General features: G+C 68.4%; 15 protein-coding genes. 13 read left to right on the top strand and 2 right to left on the bottom strand.

Going from position 1 to position 14,283, the window contains the following annotated elements; translation table 11 throughout:
• From ACWF4Z_RS07165 to ACWF4Z_RS07135, 7 genes are all read left to right on the top strand, one after another.
• Entirely contained in the window at positions 1-537 is a 537-nt protein-coding gene (locus ACWF4Z_RS07165) for a CGNR zinc finger domain-containing protein (RefSeq protein WP_452242061.1), read from the top strand.
• A complete protein-coding gene (locus ACWF4Z_RS07160) occupies positions 534-1,247 on the top strand; it encodes an AzlC family ABC transporter permease (RefSeq protein WP_452242060.1) in 714 nt (237 codons plus the stop codon). The genes ACWF4Z_RS07165 and ACWF4Z_RS07160 overlap by 4 nt, the downstream gene beginning before the upstream one ends.
• Positions 1,207-1,503 carry an AzlD domain-containing protein gene (locus ACWF4Z_RS07155; RefSeq protein ID WP_452242059.1) on the top strand — a complete coding sequence of 99 codons (297 nt, stop codon included), beginning with the start codon at positions 1,207-1,209 and terminating at the stop codon, positions 1,501-1,503. The genes ACWF4Z_RS07160 and ACWF4Z_RS07155 overlap by 41 nt, the downstream gene beginning before the upstream one ends.
• Positions 1,504-1,567: 64 nt before the next feature.
• On the top strand, positions 1,568-2,473 hold the full coding sequence (kdgD, locus tag ACWF4Z_RS07150) for a 5-dehydro-4-deoxyglucarate dehydratase (RefSeq protein WP_452242058.1): 906 nt from the start codon (positions 1,568-1,570) through the stop codon (positions 2,471-2,473).
• The gene (locus ACWF4Z_RS07145; protein WP_452242057.1) at positions 2,470-3,783 is read left to right on the top strand and encodes an enolase C-terminal domain-like protein; all 1,314 of its coding nucleotides are present in this window, start codon (positions 2,470-2,472) and stop codon (positions 3,781-3,783) included. Before kdgD ends, ACWF4Z_RS07145 begins: the two co-directional genes overlap by 4 nt.
• Positions 3,784-3,839: 56 nt before the next feature.
• Positions 3,840-4,934: an esterase-like activity of phytase family protein gene (locus ACWF4Z_RS07140; RefSeq protein ID WP_452242056.1), complete on the top strand. Its 1,095-nt coding sequence runs from the start codon at positions 3,840-3,842 to the stop codon at positions 4,932-4,934.
• 54 nt (positions 4,935-4,988) lie between these two features.
• Positions 4,989-5,924 carry an FAD-dependent oxidoreductase gene (locus ACWF4Z_RS07135; protein ID WP_452242055.1) on the top strand — a complete coding sequence of 312 codons (936 nt, stop codon included), beginning with the start codon at positions 4,989-4,991 and terminating at the stop codon, positions 5,922-5,924.
• On the opposite strand, the gene pdxR is transcribed toward ACWF4Z_RS07135, so the two are convergent.
• Positions 5,913-7,292, bottom strand: a complete 1,380-nt coding sequence (gene pdxR / locus ACWF4Z_RS07130) for a MocR-like pyridoxine biosynthesis transcription factor PdxR (RefSeq protein ID WP_452242054.1) — start codon at positions 7,290-7,292, stop codon at positions 5,913-5,915. The two genes, ACWF4Z_RS07135 and pdxR, sit on opposite strands and share 12 nt — an antisense overlap.
• Before the next feature lie 102 nt (positions 7,293-7,394).
• Between pdxR and ACWF4Z_RS07125 the strand changes: the two genes are divergently transcribed.
• Genes ACWF4Z_RS07125 through ACWF4Z_RS07110 form a run of 4 tightly spaced genes read left to right on the top strand, consistent with a single transcriptional unit; the run spans position 7,395 to position 10,212 of the window.
• Positions 7,395-7,751 carry a YciI family protein gene (locus ACWF4Z_RS07125; RefSeq protein ID WP_452242053.1) on the top strand — a complete coding sequence of 119 codons (357 nt, stop codon included), beginning with the start codon at positions 7,395-7,397 and terminating at the stop codon, positions 7,749-7,751.
• Positions 7,752-7,756: 5 nt separating this feature from the next.
• Complete coding sequence (locus ACWF4Z_RS07120; protein ID WP_452242052.1) at positions 7,757-9,010, top strand: RNA polymerase sigma factor; 1,254 nt, start codon at positions 7,757-7,759, stop codon at positions 9,008-9,010.
• 45 nt (positions 9,011-9,055) lie between these two features.
• The gene (locus tag ACWF4Z_RS07115) at positions 9,056-9,508 is read left to right on the top strand and encodes a carboxymuconolactone decarboxylase family protein (protein WP_452242051.1); all 453 of its coding nucleotides are present in this window, start codon (positions 9,056-9,058) and stop codon (positions 9,506-9,508) included.
• The gene (locus tag ACWF4Z_RS07110) at positions 9,505-10,212 is read left to right on the top strand and encodes an isocitrate lyase/PEP mutase family protein (RefSeq protein WP_452242050.1); all 708 of its coding nucleotides are present in this window, start codon (positions 9,505-9,507) and stop codon (positions 10,210-10,212) included. Before ACWF4Z_RS07115 ends, ACWF4Z_RS07110 begins: the two co-directional genes overlap by 4 nt.
• On the opposite strand, the gene ACWF4Z_RS07105 is transcribed toward ACWF4Z_RS07110, so the two are convergent.
• Positions 10,172-12,106: a hypothetical protein gene (locus tag ACWF4Z_RS07105; RefSeq protein ID WP_452242049.1), complete on the bottom strand. Its 1,935-nt coding sequence runs from the start codon at positions 12,104-12,106 to the stop codon at positions 10,172-10,174. The genes ACWF4Z_RS07110 and ACWF4Z_RS07105 overlap by 41 nt on opposite strands.
• 85 nt (positions 12,107-12,191) lie before the next feature.
• Between ACWF4Z_RS07105 and ACWF4Z_RS07100 the strand changes: the two genes are divergently transcribed.
• The gene (locus tag ACWF4Z_RS07100; protein ID WP_452242048.1) at positions 12,192-12,677 is read left to right on the top strand and encodes a pyridoxamine 5'-phosphate oxidase family protein; all 486 of its coding nucleotides are present in this window, start codon (positions 12,192-12,194) and stop codon (positions 12,675-12,677) included.
• A gap of 39 nt (positions 12,678-12,716) precedes the next feature.
• The gene (locus ACWF4Z_RS07095; RefSeq protein ID WP_452242047.1) at positions 12,717-14,282 is read left to right on the top strand and encodes a DUF4139 domain-containing protein; all 1,566 of its coding nucleotides are present in this window, start codon (positions 12,717-12,719) and stop codon (positions 14,280-14,282) included.
• Position 14,283: the final 1 nt, after the last annotated feature.

Raw genomic sequence — 14,283 nt, 5'->3', positions numbered from 1 at the left:
ATGGCCTATCGGCCGGAGTTGATCGGCGGGCACCTGGCGCTGGATCTGGTGAACACGGTGGCATGGCGGCTGGATCCGGAGCGGGCCGTCGACCGGTTCGACGAGCTGCCGAATCTGGCCCTGTGGCTCGCCGCCACCGAGGTTGAGGCGGATCCGTCACCCGAGCTGCGTGACCAGCTGGTCGCTGCGCGCGAGACGGCGTACGACGTGCTCGCGCCGCTCGCCGACGGTCACCTGCCAGGGGTCGAGCAGATCGCGGCCTTGCACGAACTGATCGCCGGAGTCGTCGGATCGGCGACGTTCTCGGTGGGTCCGTTCGGGTGGCAGGCCCGTGGACCGGCAGAGGTTGTGCGGTTGGCGGTCTGGCGGCTGTTCGAGGACGAGGACCTTGGTCGGCTGCGGCAGTGTGCCGATGCGGGCTGTGGCTGGCTGTTCCTCGACCGCAGCAAGAACGGTTCGCGGCGGTGGTGCAGCTCTGCGGACTGCGGCAACCGGGCTCGCGGTCGCCGGCACTACGCGCGGATGCGGACATCATGACGCCGGCCGCACGGAAGTCGTTCCTGCACGGCGTAAGACTTGGGATCGGCCCCGGAATCGCGACCTGCGTCCTCGCGCTGAACTTCGGAGCCGAGGCACACGCCCGCGGCTGGGGCTCGATCGCGCCGGTGGTGTTCTCGGCGCTGGCCTTCACCGGCTCGGCGCAGTTCACGCTGCTGAGCTCGCTGTCCGCCGCGACGGTGCTCGCCGCGATCGTCGCGGCGATGGTGATCAACCTCCGGTATCTGGTGATGAGCGTGGCGATCACGCCGAGCCTGCGCGGCGGCCGCTTGAGCCGCGCACTGAAGGCCCAAGGGATCGTGGATGCGTCGTTCGTGGGCGCCCATACCGAGGACGGCGGGTACGACATCTGGCGGATGATCGGCCTCAGCGTCCCGCAGTGGCTGCTCTGGACCGGCGGGACCGCAATCGGCGTCGTACTGGCACCGTCGCCCGAGTTGATGCACCAGCTCGGCCTCGACGTCGCCTTCCCGGCGTTCTTCACGATCCTGCTGCTCGACGAGCTCCGTCGTTCCCGGCGTGCGGTCGCGGCGACGTTGCTCGGCGGCGCGATCGCGGTCGGCCTGCTTTTCGTCACCACCACCGGTTACGCCTTGCTCGGCGCCGCCGCCGCGACCCTGATCGGACTCAAATCCCCGAGGAGGAGTGATGAAGCTGTGGTTGTCGATTCTGGTCGTGAGCATCGGTAATTGGCTGTTGAAGGCCGGCGGCCCACTGGTCATCGGCCGGCGCGAACTCCCAGCGTGGCTGGTCCGAGTGACCGAGTTGACGGCTCCGGCGCTGCTGGCCGGTCTGATCGTCACCGACCTCGGCGGGCGGACGGTCGACTGGACCCAACTGGTCGGCGTGGGTACGGCCGCGGGCCTCAACCTGCTCCGCGTTCCGCTCCTGCCCGCCGCCTGCGCCGGGATCGTCGCGACCGCAGTCCTCCGGGCGATGCTCTGAGCGCATCGATAGATCCAGAAACGGTCTTGGACAGGTATCACTATCCGTTCTTAGGCTGGCGGCCGTGACCCCCACCGAACTGGCCGCCAAGCTCAAGACCGGACTGCTGTCCTTCCCGGTCACCCACTTCAACGCCGACCTGAGCTTCAACGAGGCCGGCTACCGCGAGCACCTGTCCTGGCTCAGTCAGTACGACGTCGCCGGCCTCTTCACCGCGGGCGGTACCGGCGAGGGGTTCAGCCTGACGCCGGCCGAGATCGACACGGTCGTCCGTACGGCGGTGTCCGAGGTCAACGGCCGGGTCCCGGTGATCGCACCCGCGACCGGCGGCACTGCCCTGGCGGTGTCACAAGCCCAAGCCGCCGAGGCCGCGGGGGCGGACGGCGTGCTGCTGTTGCCGCCGTACCTGACCGAGGCCGGGCAGCGCGGCCTGATCGAGCATGTGTCCGCCGTGTGCCGTAGTACCAAGCTCGGGGTCACGGTCTACAGCCGCGCGAATGCCATCCTGACCGACGTCTCTGTCGCCGAGCTCGCCGACCGCAACGCGAACCTGGTCTGCCTCAAGGACGGCGTCGGCAACATCGAGATGATGACGCGGACGTACGCACGGGTCGGCGACCGGCTCACGTACATCGGTGGCCTGCCGACCGCCGAGACGTTCGCGCTGCCGTTGCTCCAGCTCGGCGTGAACACCTATTCGTCGGCGATCTTCAACTTCGTGCCCGAGTTTGCGCTCGGTTTCTACGCCGACGTCCTTGCGCAGGACCGCGAGGCCGTCTACCGCAAGCTCAACGAGTTCGTCCTGCCCTACTTGGACATTCGCGACCGGACGAAGGGATACGCGGTGTCGATCGTCAAGGCCGGCCTCACCGCGATCGGCCGCTCGGCGGGGCCGGTTCGCCCGCCGCTGCAGGACCTGACCGACGACGAGCTCACCCAGCTGGCCGAGCTGATCGGCAAGGTCAAATGACCCCGACCATCACGTCGGTGGAGGTCGTGCCGGTGGCCGGGTACGACAGCATGCTGCTCAACCTGAGTGGCGCGCACGGGCCGTTCTTCACCCGGAACGTCGTCATCGTGACCGACAGCTCCGGCAACACCGGCCTGGGTGAGGTTCCGGGTGGGCGGTCGATCGCGTCGACCGTCGAGGACGCGGAGGAATTGCTGGTAGGTCAAGAGATCGTTCGCTATCGCCGTCTCCTCCGCACCGTCGCTGAGGCCTTCTCGTCCCGGGACTCAGGCGGGCGTGGATTGCAGACCTTCGACCTGCGGACGACGGTGCACGCCGTCACCGGTCTTGAGTCCGCGTTACTCGACCTGCTCGGCCAGCATCTCGGCGTACCCGTGGCGGAGCTTCTCGGCGACGGTCAGCAGCGGTCGTCCGTGCCAGTGCTCGGATATCTCTTCTATGTAGGCGATACGAGTCGCACCGAGCTGCCGTACCTGATGGACAGCGGCACCGATCGGTGGTCGCAGCTGCGGCGGCAGCCTGTCCTGACGGCGGACGCTGTGGTCGCACTGGCCGAGGCGGCGCAGGAACGCTACGGCTTCGTGGACTTCAAGCTCAAGGGCGGGGTCTTCGAGGCCTCCGTGGAGATTGATGCGGTACGAGCGTTGTCCGCACGCTTCCCGTCCGCACGCATCACGATCGATCCGAACGGCGCGTGGTCCGTGCGGGAGGCCATCGCGGTGTGCTCCGGACTGGACGTGGCGTATGTCGAGGATCCGTGTGGTGCCGAGACCGGCTTCTCTGGGCGGGAGACGATGGCCGAGTTCAAGCGCGCGACCGGGCTGCGGACGGCGACCAACATGATCGCGACCGACTGGCGTGAACTCGCGCAGGCGATCCGGACGGACGCGGTCGATATTCCGCTGGCCGATCCGCATTTCTGGACGATGGCGGGGTCGGTGCGGGTCGCGCAGGTGTGCAACGACTTCGGGTTGACCTGGGGGTCGCATTCGAACAACCACTTCGACATCTCGCTGGCGATGTTCACCCAGGTCGGTGCGGCGGCGCCGGGCGAGATCACCGCACTGGACACGCATTGGATCTGGCAGGACGGACAGGCGTTGACCAAGGATCCATTGCGGATCGTCGACGGTCGGATTGCCGTGCCGACGCGCCCGGGGCTCGGGGTCGAGCTCGACCGCGAAGCGTTGGCGGCCGCGCACACGATGTATCTGGACCATGGGCTTGATGCACGCGATGACGCGATCGCGATGCAGTACCTCGTCGAGGACTGGACCTTTGACCCGAAACGGCCATGCTTGGTGCGCTGAGAATTCACTCCGGTAGGTTTCGATCGGTGCTGTTGTCTCTGACTTAGGAGCCTGGAATGCGCTGGCAGAAACCCCTCGCCGCAGCCGTTGTCCTGACCGCTTTGACCACGACGCTGACGGCCTCGGCAACGTCGTACGGACCTGGTGGTGGGCAGAACGCGTGTTCGCCGAAGGCTCAGTTCCTCGGGTTCAGTGACGCGCTGGACAAGACGACGTTCGACGGCCAGCCGGTGGCCGGGCTGTCCGCGATCAGCGTGACCGGCCCGCACAGCGCGCTGGCGTTGGTGGACAACGTCGGGACCACGCCGGCCCGGGTGTTCGACCTGAACGTCAATAGCAAGCCCACCTCGGCGAAGGTCGACGGGATGACGATCCTGCGTCGCCCGGACGGAACGCCGTACACCGGTGGCGACTTCGACGGCGAGGGACTGGTCGTCGAGCGTGGTGACCGGACCATCCTCGCGACGTCCGAGCGCGAGCCGTCGATCCGCCGGTTCCGGCTCTCGGACGGCAAGGAGGTCGCTTCGCTCCCGGTGCCGCCGCGGTTCCAGGTCGCGCCGGCCGGTGAGGCGATCAGCAACCAGACCTTCGAGTCCCTCACGGTCAGCGCCGACGGGCTCTCGCTGTTCGCCGGGATGGAAGGCCCGCTGGCTCCGGACGGTACGGACGCCAACGGCTCGACCCGGAACCGCATCATCAGGTACTTCGGTCTGCCGGGTCACGGGTACCAGCCGATCGCGCAGTACGCCTACAAGCCGGACCCGGGTCTCGCCCTGGTCGAGCTCGCCTGGGTCAGCCCGACCGAGCTGGTCTCGATGGAGCGCACGTTCACCCCGGGCGTCGGCAACACGATCCGCGTCTTCACGGTGTCATTGCGCCGGGCGCAGGACGTTTCCAAGGTGCAGTCGCTGGCGGATGTGTCGTCGAACGTCTTCCTGTCGAAGAAGCCGCTGTTCGACCTGGTCAACTGCCCACCGTCGGGCGCGGTCGCCAAGCAGCCGCAGCCGAACCCGCTGCTGGACAACGTCGAAGGCCTCGCGCTGGGTGGTTACCTGCCGGGTGGCCGGCGGCAGCTGTACCTGATGTCGGACGACAACAACGGCGCCACGCAGATCACGCGCTTCTACTCGTTGGCTGTGGACCTGCACTGAGATTGCCCTGGGCAACCGGTGGCGTGATCGCGGTCGACACGTAACAATCTGTAGATGCGCGTGATCGTGGTGGGTGCGGGCGTGATCGGGCTGAGTTGCGCGGTCCGGCTCGCCGAGGGTGGGTACGACGTGGCCGTGTTCGCTCGCGATCTGCCACTGGAGACGACGTCTTCGGTGGCGGCCGCGATCTGGTACCCGTACCTGTCGGCTCCCGAGGACCGGGTGGCGGCATGGTCCAGGACGACGTACGAAGAGTTCGCGAAGCTGGCCGAGCTCGAGCCGTCGGTGCGGATGCGGCACGGGCGCGAGTTCCTGGTGGAGCGGACGCCGGATCCGCGCTGGGCCGACGTGCTGCCTGATCTGGCCCGGGTGCCGTCGCCGCCGGCGGGGTTCGCGGACGGGTGGTCGTTCACGTCGCCCGTGATCGAGATGCCCGGATATCTGCAGGCGTTGGTGAAGCGGCTGGAGCAGGCCGGCGGGACGTTGACGCGTGCGGCCTTGTCCGCCTTGCCGACAGCTGCCGATCTGGTCGTGAACTGCACCGGCCTCGGCGCGCGCCTGACGGCCGGCGACCCGACCGTGACGCCGGTTCGCGGCCAGGTGATGACGGTCGAGCAGGTCGGTCTGACCGAGTGGCTCCTCGCGGACCGGTCGCCGGAAGAGCTGACGTATGTGATCCCGCGCGACAACGACGTGGTGGTCGGGGGCACGAGTCAGCCGGGTGATTGGACCATGGCCGTCGATCCGGCGATGTCGGACCAGATCCTCGCGCGCGCCGTCGAGTTCGTCCCGCAGTTGCGTAAGGCGAAGATCCTGCGTCAGCGCGTCGGTCTTCGTCCGGCCCGTCCGACGATTCGCTGCGAGGTCGTTCGTACTCGGACCGGGGAGCCCGTCATCCATTGCTACGGGCACGGCGGTTCCGGCGTCACGCTCTCGTGGGGCTGCGCCGACGAGGTCTTCGAGCTGGCGGGTCAGACCTTAAACGCCTAGGACCTGGCAGAGCAGGTCGAGCGCGCCGGGGTAGGCATGGTCGGGCGGGGTGCCGTAGCCGACGATGACTGCTTGGCGCGTGGCCGGGGTGGGGTTGAAGTGGTAGGCGGCGAGCGTGTTCAGGCCCAGGCCCTGACGGGTCGCGCGCTCGACCACGTCTGCGGCGTCTCCGGGTACGTCGAGCAGGACGTGCATACCCGCGGAGATTCCGGCGACCTTGACCTCGGGGGCACGGACGGCGAGCAGCTCGACCAGGCGGTCGCGGCGATGACGGTAGTGCAGCCGAGAGCGTCGTACGTGCCGGTCGTAGTGGCCGGAGGCAATGAATTCGGCGAGGGTGAGCTGGTCGAGGGTCGCGGTCTGGAAGTCGGCCGTGCGCTTGGCTGCGATCACCGGCTCGATCAGGCGTTGCGGCACCACCATCCAGGCGAGCCGCAGGCCGGGCGCGAGACTCTTGCTCGCCGTACCCGTGTAAACGATCCGCTCAGGATCCAACGCCTGCAGGGCTCCTACCGCTTGCCGGTCGTACCGGAACTCGCCGTCGTAATCGTCCTCGATCAGCACCGAACCTGACTCTCGAGCCCATTCGACGGCGGCCGTACGACGCTCTGGCGCAAGCGGCACGCCCGTCGGCATCTGGTGGGCCGGGGTGAGCAGGACACCATCGCCGGTCAGGTGTGCGGCCTGCGCGCCCAGCTCGTCGACCGGTACGGCGGCGACCTTCAGACCACGGGCCCGGATCACATCCCGGTGCAGGTCGTACCCGAACTCCTCGACCGCCATCGTCGTCCCGCCGAGCGTCTTCACGACCTCGCTGAGCAGGCTCAACGCCTGCACGTAGCCGGAGCAGATCAGCATCCGCTCCGGATCGGCACGGACCCCGCGCGCCCGGGCGAGGTAGTCGGCGAGCGTACGCCGAAGCTCGATGCGCCCGCGGGGATCGCCCAGCGCGAACGCGTCGTTGGGCGCCGCGGTCAGCGCCTTCCGCGCCGCCGTCAGCCACTCGCCCCGCGGGAACGTCGCCACATCGGGTGAGCCAGGAGTCAGGTCGTACCGGAACTTCCTTGCCTCCGGCAACGGCACGACCGCGGTCGGCGGGACGCCGCCACGGTTGGCGACCAGCGTCCCGGAGCCCTGCCGAGCAGTCAGCCAGCCCTCGGCGACGAGCTGTCCGTAGGCGTCCGCGACGGTGTTCCGGGCGATGCCGAGGTCCTTGGCCAGCGACCGCGACGACGGCAGCCTGGTCCCCGCCGCCAGCCGCCCGGTCCGGATCGACTCGTGCAACGCTGTGACCAGATCGTTCCGGCCGCGCGCCGCCGTCAACTCCAGGTGCAGGTCAGCCCCGGAGTTGAGCCCAGCATCTTCCATGAAAACCGACCTTACTAGGCACCTTTGTCGATTTGAGGTACGACAGATCCGTCGTTGGAGTAAGTGGGTCCACCGCGGACCCGAGGAACGGATGGAACGCAGATGACGAAGTACATGATCCTGATCTTCGGCGACGAGGCCGAGTGGACGGCGATGAGCTCCGAGGAGGAGAAGAAGATCCACGAGGCTCACGGTGAGTTCCGGGCCAAGGCCGGCGACGCCGTCCTCGCGTCCGGACAGCTGGAGCCCTCGCAGACCGCCACGAGTCTTCGGGCCGGCGCGGCCGGTCAGGTGGCGATCACCGACGGTCCGTTCCTGGAGGCCAAAGAGGTCCTGGGCGGGTTCTACCTGGTCGAGGCCGAGGACCTGGACCGGGTGATCGCGCTCAGCTCCGGTCTGCGCGAGGTCCACGTCGTACACAGCGGCGTGGAGATCCGTCCGCTGGTCAACCACGGCTAGTCACGATGGACGATGTGGCGGCTGGTCCCGTGGCTCAGGCAGTAGCCGACGCCCACCGGCGTGAGTGGGCCAAGGTGCTGGCCGCCACCGCCAAGCTGACGCGTGACCTCGATCTGGCCGAGGAGTTCACCCAGGACGCGTACGCCCAAGCGCTCCGGTCCTGGCAGGAGTCGGGGATCCCGGACCGGCCGGGCGCGTGGTTGACCACGGTTGCCCGCAACCGTGCACTGGACTTCGTCCGCCGGGAAGACCTGGCCCGGCGGTCCCTGCCCTTGCTGGTGACGGACGCGCCGCCGCCCGGTCCGGAAGACATCCTCGAGGACGACCGCCTCCGGCTGGTGTTCACGTGTTGCCACCCGGCACTGTCACGCGACGCCCAGGTCGCCCTGACGCTGCGACTGGTCTGCGGCCTGTCCACGGTCGAGGTCGCCCGCGCCTTCCTGGTCCAGGAGTCGACCATGGCCGCGCGCATCACCCGGGCCAAGAAGAAGATCGCCGCAGCCCGGATCCCTTATCGGGTTCCGGCGTACGACGAACTCGCCGGCCGGCTCGACGCGGTGCTCGAGGTCACGCACCTGATCTTCACCACCGGTCATGCGGCCCCATCCGGTGACCAGCTGGTTCGCCAGGATCTTGTCGACAGTGCGATCGGGCTGGCGCGGATGCTGCATCTCCTGATGCCGCGCGAGGCGGAGGTCAGCGCGCTGCTGGCGCTCCTGCTGCTCATCGAGGCTCGCTCGCCTACCCGGGTCGACGGGTCCGGGCGGCTACTGCTGTTGTCCGAACAGGATCGAGGCCGCTGGGACCAGGAGCTGATCGCCGAAGGCATCGCGGTCCTGACCGACGCGTTGAGCCGCGCGCAACCATCGCGCTACGCGGTCGAGGCCGCGCTTGCCGCCGTCCACGCGGAAGCGCCCGCATGGCAGGACACCGACTGGCAGGGGATCATCGCGCTGTACGACGTCATGCGCGCCTTGTGGCCCTCACCGGTCGTCGACCTGAACAGAGCCGTGGCCATCGGGATGCGCGACGGCGCGGAGGCGGGGCTTCAGGCGCTCGAGCCGCTGACTGCCGAGCCCGCGCTGGCGATCTACCACTACCTCAGTGCGGCCCGGGCGGACTTCCTGCGGCAGCTCGGGCGGCTGTCCGAGGCTGCAGCGGCGTACGAGGAAGCGCTCGCCCTGGCTGGTAACGCGGCCGAACGTGCCTTTCTGGAAGGTCGCCTCGCATCGGTGAAGTGGCCCCCAGATCCGCTGTGAAAGTGGACCATCTATCTGGGCCGATCCGGGCCTAGGTTTGGAGCCATGAGTACACCGCGGGTCAAGCTCGCCAATCTGGTTCCTGATTTCTACAAGGCAATGATCGCGCTGGACGCGGTCTCCGACACCGGCCTGGACCCCAAGCTGTCCCACCTGATCCGGATCCGCGCCTCCCAGCTGAACGGCTGCGCGTACTGCACCGACATGCACTCCCTCGACCTGGCGCAGTTCGAGGGTCAGCAGCAGAGGATCGCGCTGGTGCCGGTGTGGCGCGAGGCGCGCAAGTTCTACACCGAGCAGGAGCAGGCCGCGCTCGAGCTGACCGAGGCCATCACCCTGATCAGCGTCGACCACGTCCCGGACGAGGTGTACGAACTGGCCGCCAAGGCGTTCGACGAGAAGGACCTGGCCCAGCTGATCGCGCTCATCATCACGATCAACATGTGGACCCGGATGGGCGTGACCGGTCGGCTGGAGCCCGGCCACTACAAGCCATGACAGCCACGGCCGAAGGATTCCGGGCTCTGCATCACGGCGATACTCCCCTGGTCCTCGCGAACGCATGGGATCCGGTGAGCGCCCGGATCATCGCCGAGGCCGGTGCCCCCGCTGTTGCGACCAGCAGCGGGGCGGTCGCCCGAGTCCTCGGGTACGACGACGGCCAGCTGACACCGGTCGCCGAGATGTTCAGTGCGGTCGCGCGCATGGTCCGGGCGGTCGACGTACCGGTGACCGCGGACATGGAAGCGGGGTACGGCCTGTCGGCCAAGGAGTTCGTCGAACGTCTCCTGGAGACCGGTGCGGTGGGTTGCAACCTCGAGGACTCCGTCGACCGTCACTTGGTCGACCCGGCACAGCAGGCCGAGTACCTGGCCGAGGTACGGTCCGCCGCCGGAGCCGACCTGGTGATCAACGCACGAGTGGACGTCTTCCTCTTCGGCGGCACCTCGACGGACGCGATCACCAGAGGCCGCGCCTACCGCCGAGCCGGCGCCGACTGCGTCTACCCGATCCTCGCCCCGACCGACCAGCTCAGCGAGGTGGCCGAGGGCGTCGGCGGACCGATCAACGCCCACGCCTCCCCCGGCGGGCCCACCGCGGCCGAGCTGGCCGCCGCCGGTGCGACCCGCATCTCGTACGGCACGAGTCTGCACAAGCACGTCATGGACGGTCTCCGAGACCTGCTGCCAAGTCTGATCTGAGTGCGTACACCAGCGCCCAATCCTGGTCGTTGGCGAGCGGATCGGCCACGTGCGCGGGCTGCCCGTTCACACAGCTCGGATAGACGAAGGCACAGGTGGCGGTGCCGTCTGCCTCGAAACTGACCAGATTCGCCCGCAGGATCGCCTCATGGGCAGTGTCCAGCCACGCCGCTTGGTCCGCGTCCACCAGCTCGCGCGGCCAGGCGGCATACACGGCCGCACTCAGCACGGACCAGTAGTGCGGGAAGACATCACCCCACAACCGCAGCCGCCCGAACCAGTAACCGTCCCAATGCCGGATCGGCACGTGTCGCAGGCGTACGTCGGGTTGGTCGGCCGCAAACGCGGTCAGCCAGGGCAGGCGCCGGGTCAGCTCGGCACCGTCGACTTCTCCCGGTGCGAGGTGGTACGCCGAGACCAGGAGTTCGAGAAGAGGAGCGACCATCGACTGTTCGTAATTGACCTCGTGGGGCGGCAGTTCGTCGCCGTACGCGATGAAGGTCTTGGCGTGCCGGATGAGGTGGTCGCGCATCCGTCCGGCGTCCGGCTCGTCCAGGCTGACGGTCAGCTCGCTCAGCAACGGGCCGAGGTCGAAGGCGAGGAAGTGGTCGCCGCCGAGTTCGTAGTAGCGGTCGAGGATGCGAGCAGCGCCGGCTAGATCGCCCTGGCCAAGCAGGAACCGTGCGAACCAAGGAAAGTTGTAGAGCCGCACGCGCTCTTTGTGGATGCTGTCGTCCTGGACTGTGCCGTCCGCATCGACCAGATGGTCGCGGACGAACCGCTCATAACCGCGGAGTGCCTCGTCGAGCTCACTCCGATCGCCCCAACCGCGGTTGCGGACCTCTTGCAGCAGTAGGGCCATCCCGATGCGTTCGCGGGCGTCGGACCAGTCGGACCACGCGCCAGACAGCACGGTCAGGCCGCTGTCGTTGTCGTACGGAACAAACGCGTATTTGCGACTGTCCGCGAGCTCAGGCCGCCGCTGTTTGTCCAGGATGAAGCGGACTCGTCGTACGGCGATCTCTTGCAACGGCTCGTGGAACAGTACGGCGATGCGCGCATTCCGCGTGCCGTCCGTCGCGTCGACGTGCGTGATGCCGGGCTCGTCACTGCTGAGGTCGCTCGGACCGGCGCCGACGAGGTGGATCGTCTCGCCGGTCTGTGCCACTAGACGGTCGGCGTCGATCAGCGGCTGCCGATCCGCGTGGAAGGCGGGCAGGTCGTCGTACCAGTCCAGCTGCCAGGTCCAGCGATACGAGGCGCCGGCGGCAAGCGTCAGCTCAGGCTGGCCGCCCATTGCGTGCGGTGCGCGGACGTGGTCGGTCAGGTGGAGGTAGATGTGGCCGCGGACGTTGCTGCTGGTCCCGGGCTCGCGCGACTCGATCGAGTACGCCCAGAGCTCGCCCTCCTTCAGCTGCAGCCCCAGACCGGGACCACTACCGTCCATCGGGACCGCCCAGACCCAGGCGTCCGCTCCACCGGTCCAGACGTGTGCGTGGACAGCGCCGGTCAGGCTCTCGCGGCTCGACGTGTAGACGTCGTTGTACGGCGTACTGATCGCGACGGAGCCGAGGTCGATCGGGTCTCGGCTGGTGTTGCGCAGTTCGTAGGTCTCGGTCCACTGCTTGCCGAACCGCCGGCCGACCCGCAGCTCCAGCTCGCCGAACTGGTAGAGCAGGTCGATCCCGGTCTGCCGCCAGCGCACCATGGCCGGAGTGTCGAACCGATAGCTGCCGCGGTCGGTGATGACGAAGCCCTTGCCCCAGGCATGCAGGCGGTCGTGCACGGGACCGTCGGTCAGGAGGATCCGCCGGCCGTCCGGGTGAAGCACCTGCTCGACCGCACCGTCGTCACCGACCTGCACCTCGCCTGAACCGAACCCAAAACTTTCCACGATTCAACAACCTACCGATGTCGAGGAACGCCCGGCGGCTTCGTCCCCCTGATGACAACACCTCCTGGACGGAAGGATGAGCACCATGAACACGGAACAGATCGCGGAGATTCTGGCCAAGCCGTACTCGCAGCAGCTGCTGAACGGCTCCGAGCCGGCCCGGCTGGCCTACGACGGCCTCGACGGCGACCCCCGCGTCATCCCGATCGGCTTCTGGGTCGAGGGCGACCGGATCGTGATGGCGACGGTGCCGAAGGCCGCCAAGGTCGCCGCCCTGCGCCAGAACCCGAAGGTCGCCCTGACCATCGATACCGCCGCCTTCCCCCCGAAGGTCCTCCTGATCCGGGGCACCGCCGAGGTCGAGCTGGTCCCCGGCATCCCCGCGGGCTACCTGCAGGCCGGCCACAGGAACGTGACCGACGAGCAGTACCCGGAATGGGAAGCCGGCGTCAAAGCCCTGTACGACGAGATGGTCGTCATCACCATCACCCCGACCTGGGCCAAACTCCTCGACTTCGAAACCACCATCCCCCAGGCCGTCGAGAACCTGATCAAGGAGAAGTCCGCCTGAGCTCCTCAGGTGGGACCGGTGCGCCACTAGGTTTGGGGCATGACCGATCTTGTGGTGGACGCTCCGATCGCAGCTGTCACTGTCTATCCGGACCGCGCGCGCATCACCCGGCGCGGCCGGATCACGGTGCCGGCCGGGGATCAAACGGCGTACGTCGAGGCGCTGCCACTCGCTCTGTTCGAGGACTCGGTCCGGGTTTCCGGTCGCGGGCCGGCCACGGTCCTCGGCGTGGACCTGGCGACGCAGCATCACCCGCAGGCTCCGGACACCACGGTGGCCGAGTTGGAGCGGCAACGCCGCGAGGCCGCGGCCGCGGTTGCGGAGCTGACCGACGCCGATGATGTCCAGGCGCAGCTCGACACGTTCCTGGCTCAGCTGGCCCGACGATCCGGCAGCAGCTTCGCCCGGACGCTGGCCGCCGCGGAACCGGGTGCCGAGCTCGGCGGGTTCATCGAGTCGCTGGCGGCCCGGTTGTCCGCCGTACGGTCGACCCGCCGGGAGCTCGCGACGCAGCGGCGCGAGGCCGAGGAGCGCCTCGCCGCCGCCGACCGGCGCCTTGCCGCGGTCTCGAAGCAACGCAAACCCGACCGCCGTTCGGCTGCCATCGCGTTGGCGGTCGAGTCAGAGGCGGAGGTGGAGATCGAGCTGTCGTACGTCGTTCCCTCCGCCGGCTGGACCAGCTCGTACGACGTCCGCCTGGTCGGCGACCGGCTCACGCTGAGTTGGTACGGCCTGATCACCCAACGCACCGGTGAACACTGGCCCGAGTGCGACCTCACCCTGTCGACGGCCCGGCCCACGGTGAGTGCGAAGGTCCCTGAGCTCGACCCGTGGTACCTCGATCGCTTCCACCCGCCGATGCCGGCCGCTCCAGGCGCGTGGGGTGGAGCCGCTCTGGGCCGCGGAAAGCAGGTTGCGTTCGTTGAGCAGGAGTTGGCCGAGGCGCGACCGGCCCTCGCTGACGTCGAGGCGACCGTTGAGCAGGGTGTCACCGCGGCGACCTACACGCCACCCCGGCCGGTGGCCGTGCCCGCGGACGGCGCCACCCACCGCGCGACCATCGCGTCGCTCGACCTCGACGCCGAGCTGGACTACATCACCGCGCCGGTCCAGTCGACCGATGTGCACCTGCGCGCCACCGTCGTCAACTCATCCACCCACACGCTGCCGGCCGGACAAGCCGCCGTCTTCCACGAGGCGGACTTCGTCGGCTCGTCCGCGCTGCCGTTGTGGGCTCCCGGCGAGGACGTCGAACTCGCGCTCGGCCTGGACGACCGGATCCGCGTCGAGCGCAAGCTGGTTCGCCGTACCGCGACCAAGGCGACGCTCGGGTCGACGCGGCGCCGCGAGGTCGAGTACGAAACCACGATCGAGAACCACACTCCGCGGACAGCGCGGGTTACCGTCCTCGACCAGCTGCCGGTCGCCCGCGACCATGAGATCACCGTCAAGCCGATCACCACCGAACCACAGCCGACCGAAACGACCGACCTCGGCGTGGTCACCTGGAAGCTCGAGCTGGCCGCCGGTGCAGAGACCGCGATCAAGCTCGCCTACCGCGTCGACACCGGCAAATCGGTCGAACTCACCGGCTGGCGCGAGTAGC

The organism is Kribbella sp. NPDC055071, from assembly GCF_053608045.1.
Note: the sequence above shows the minus strand (reverse complement) of the source record. Positions and strands in the feature narration are given on the sequence as shown.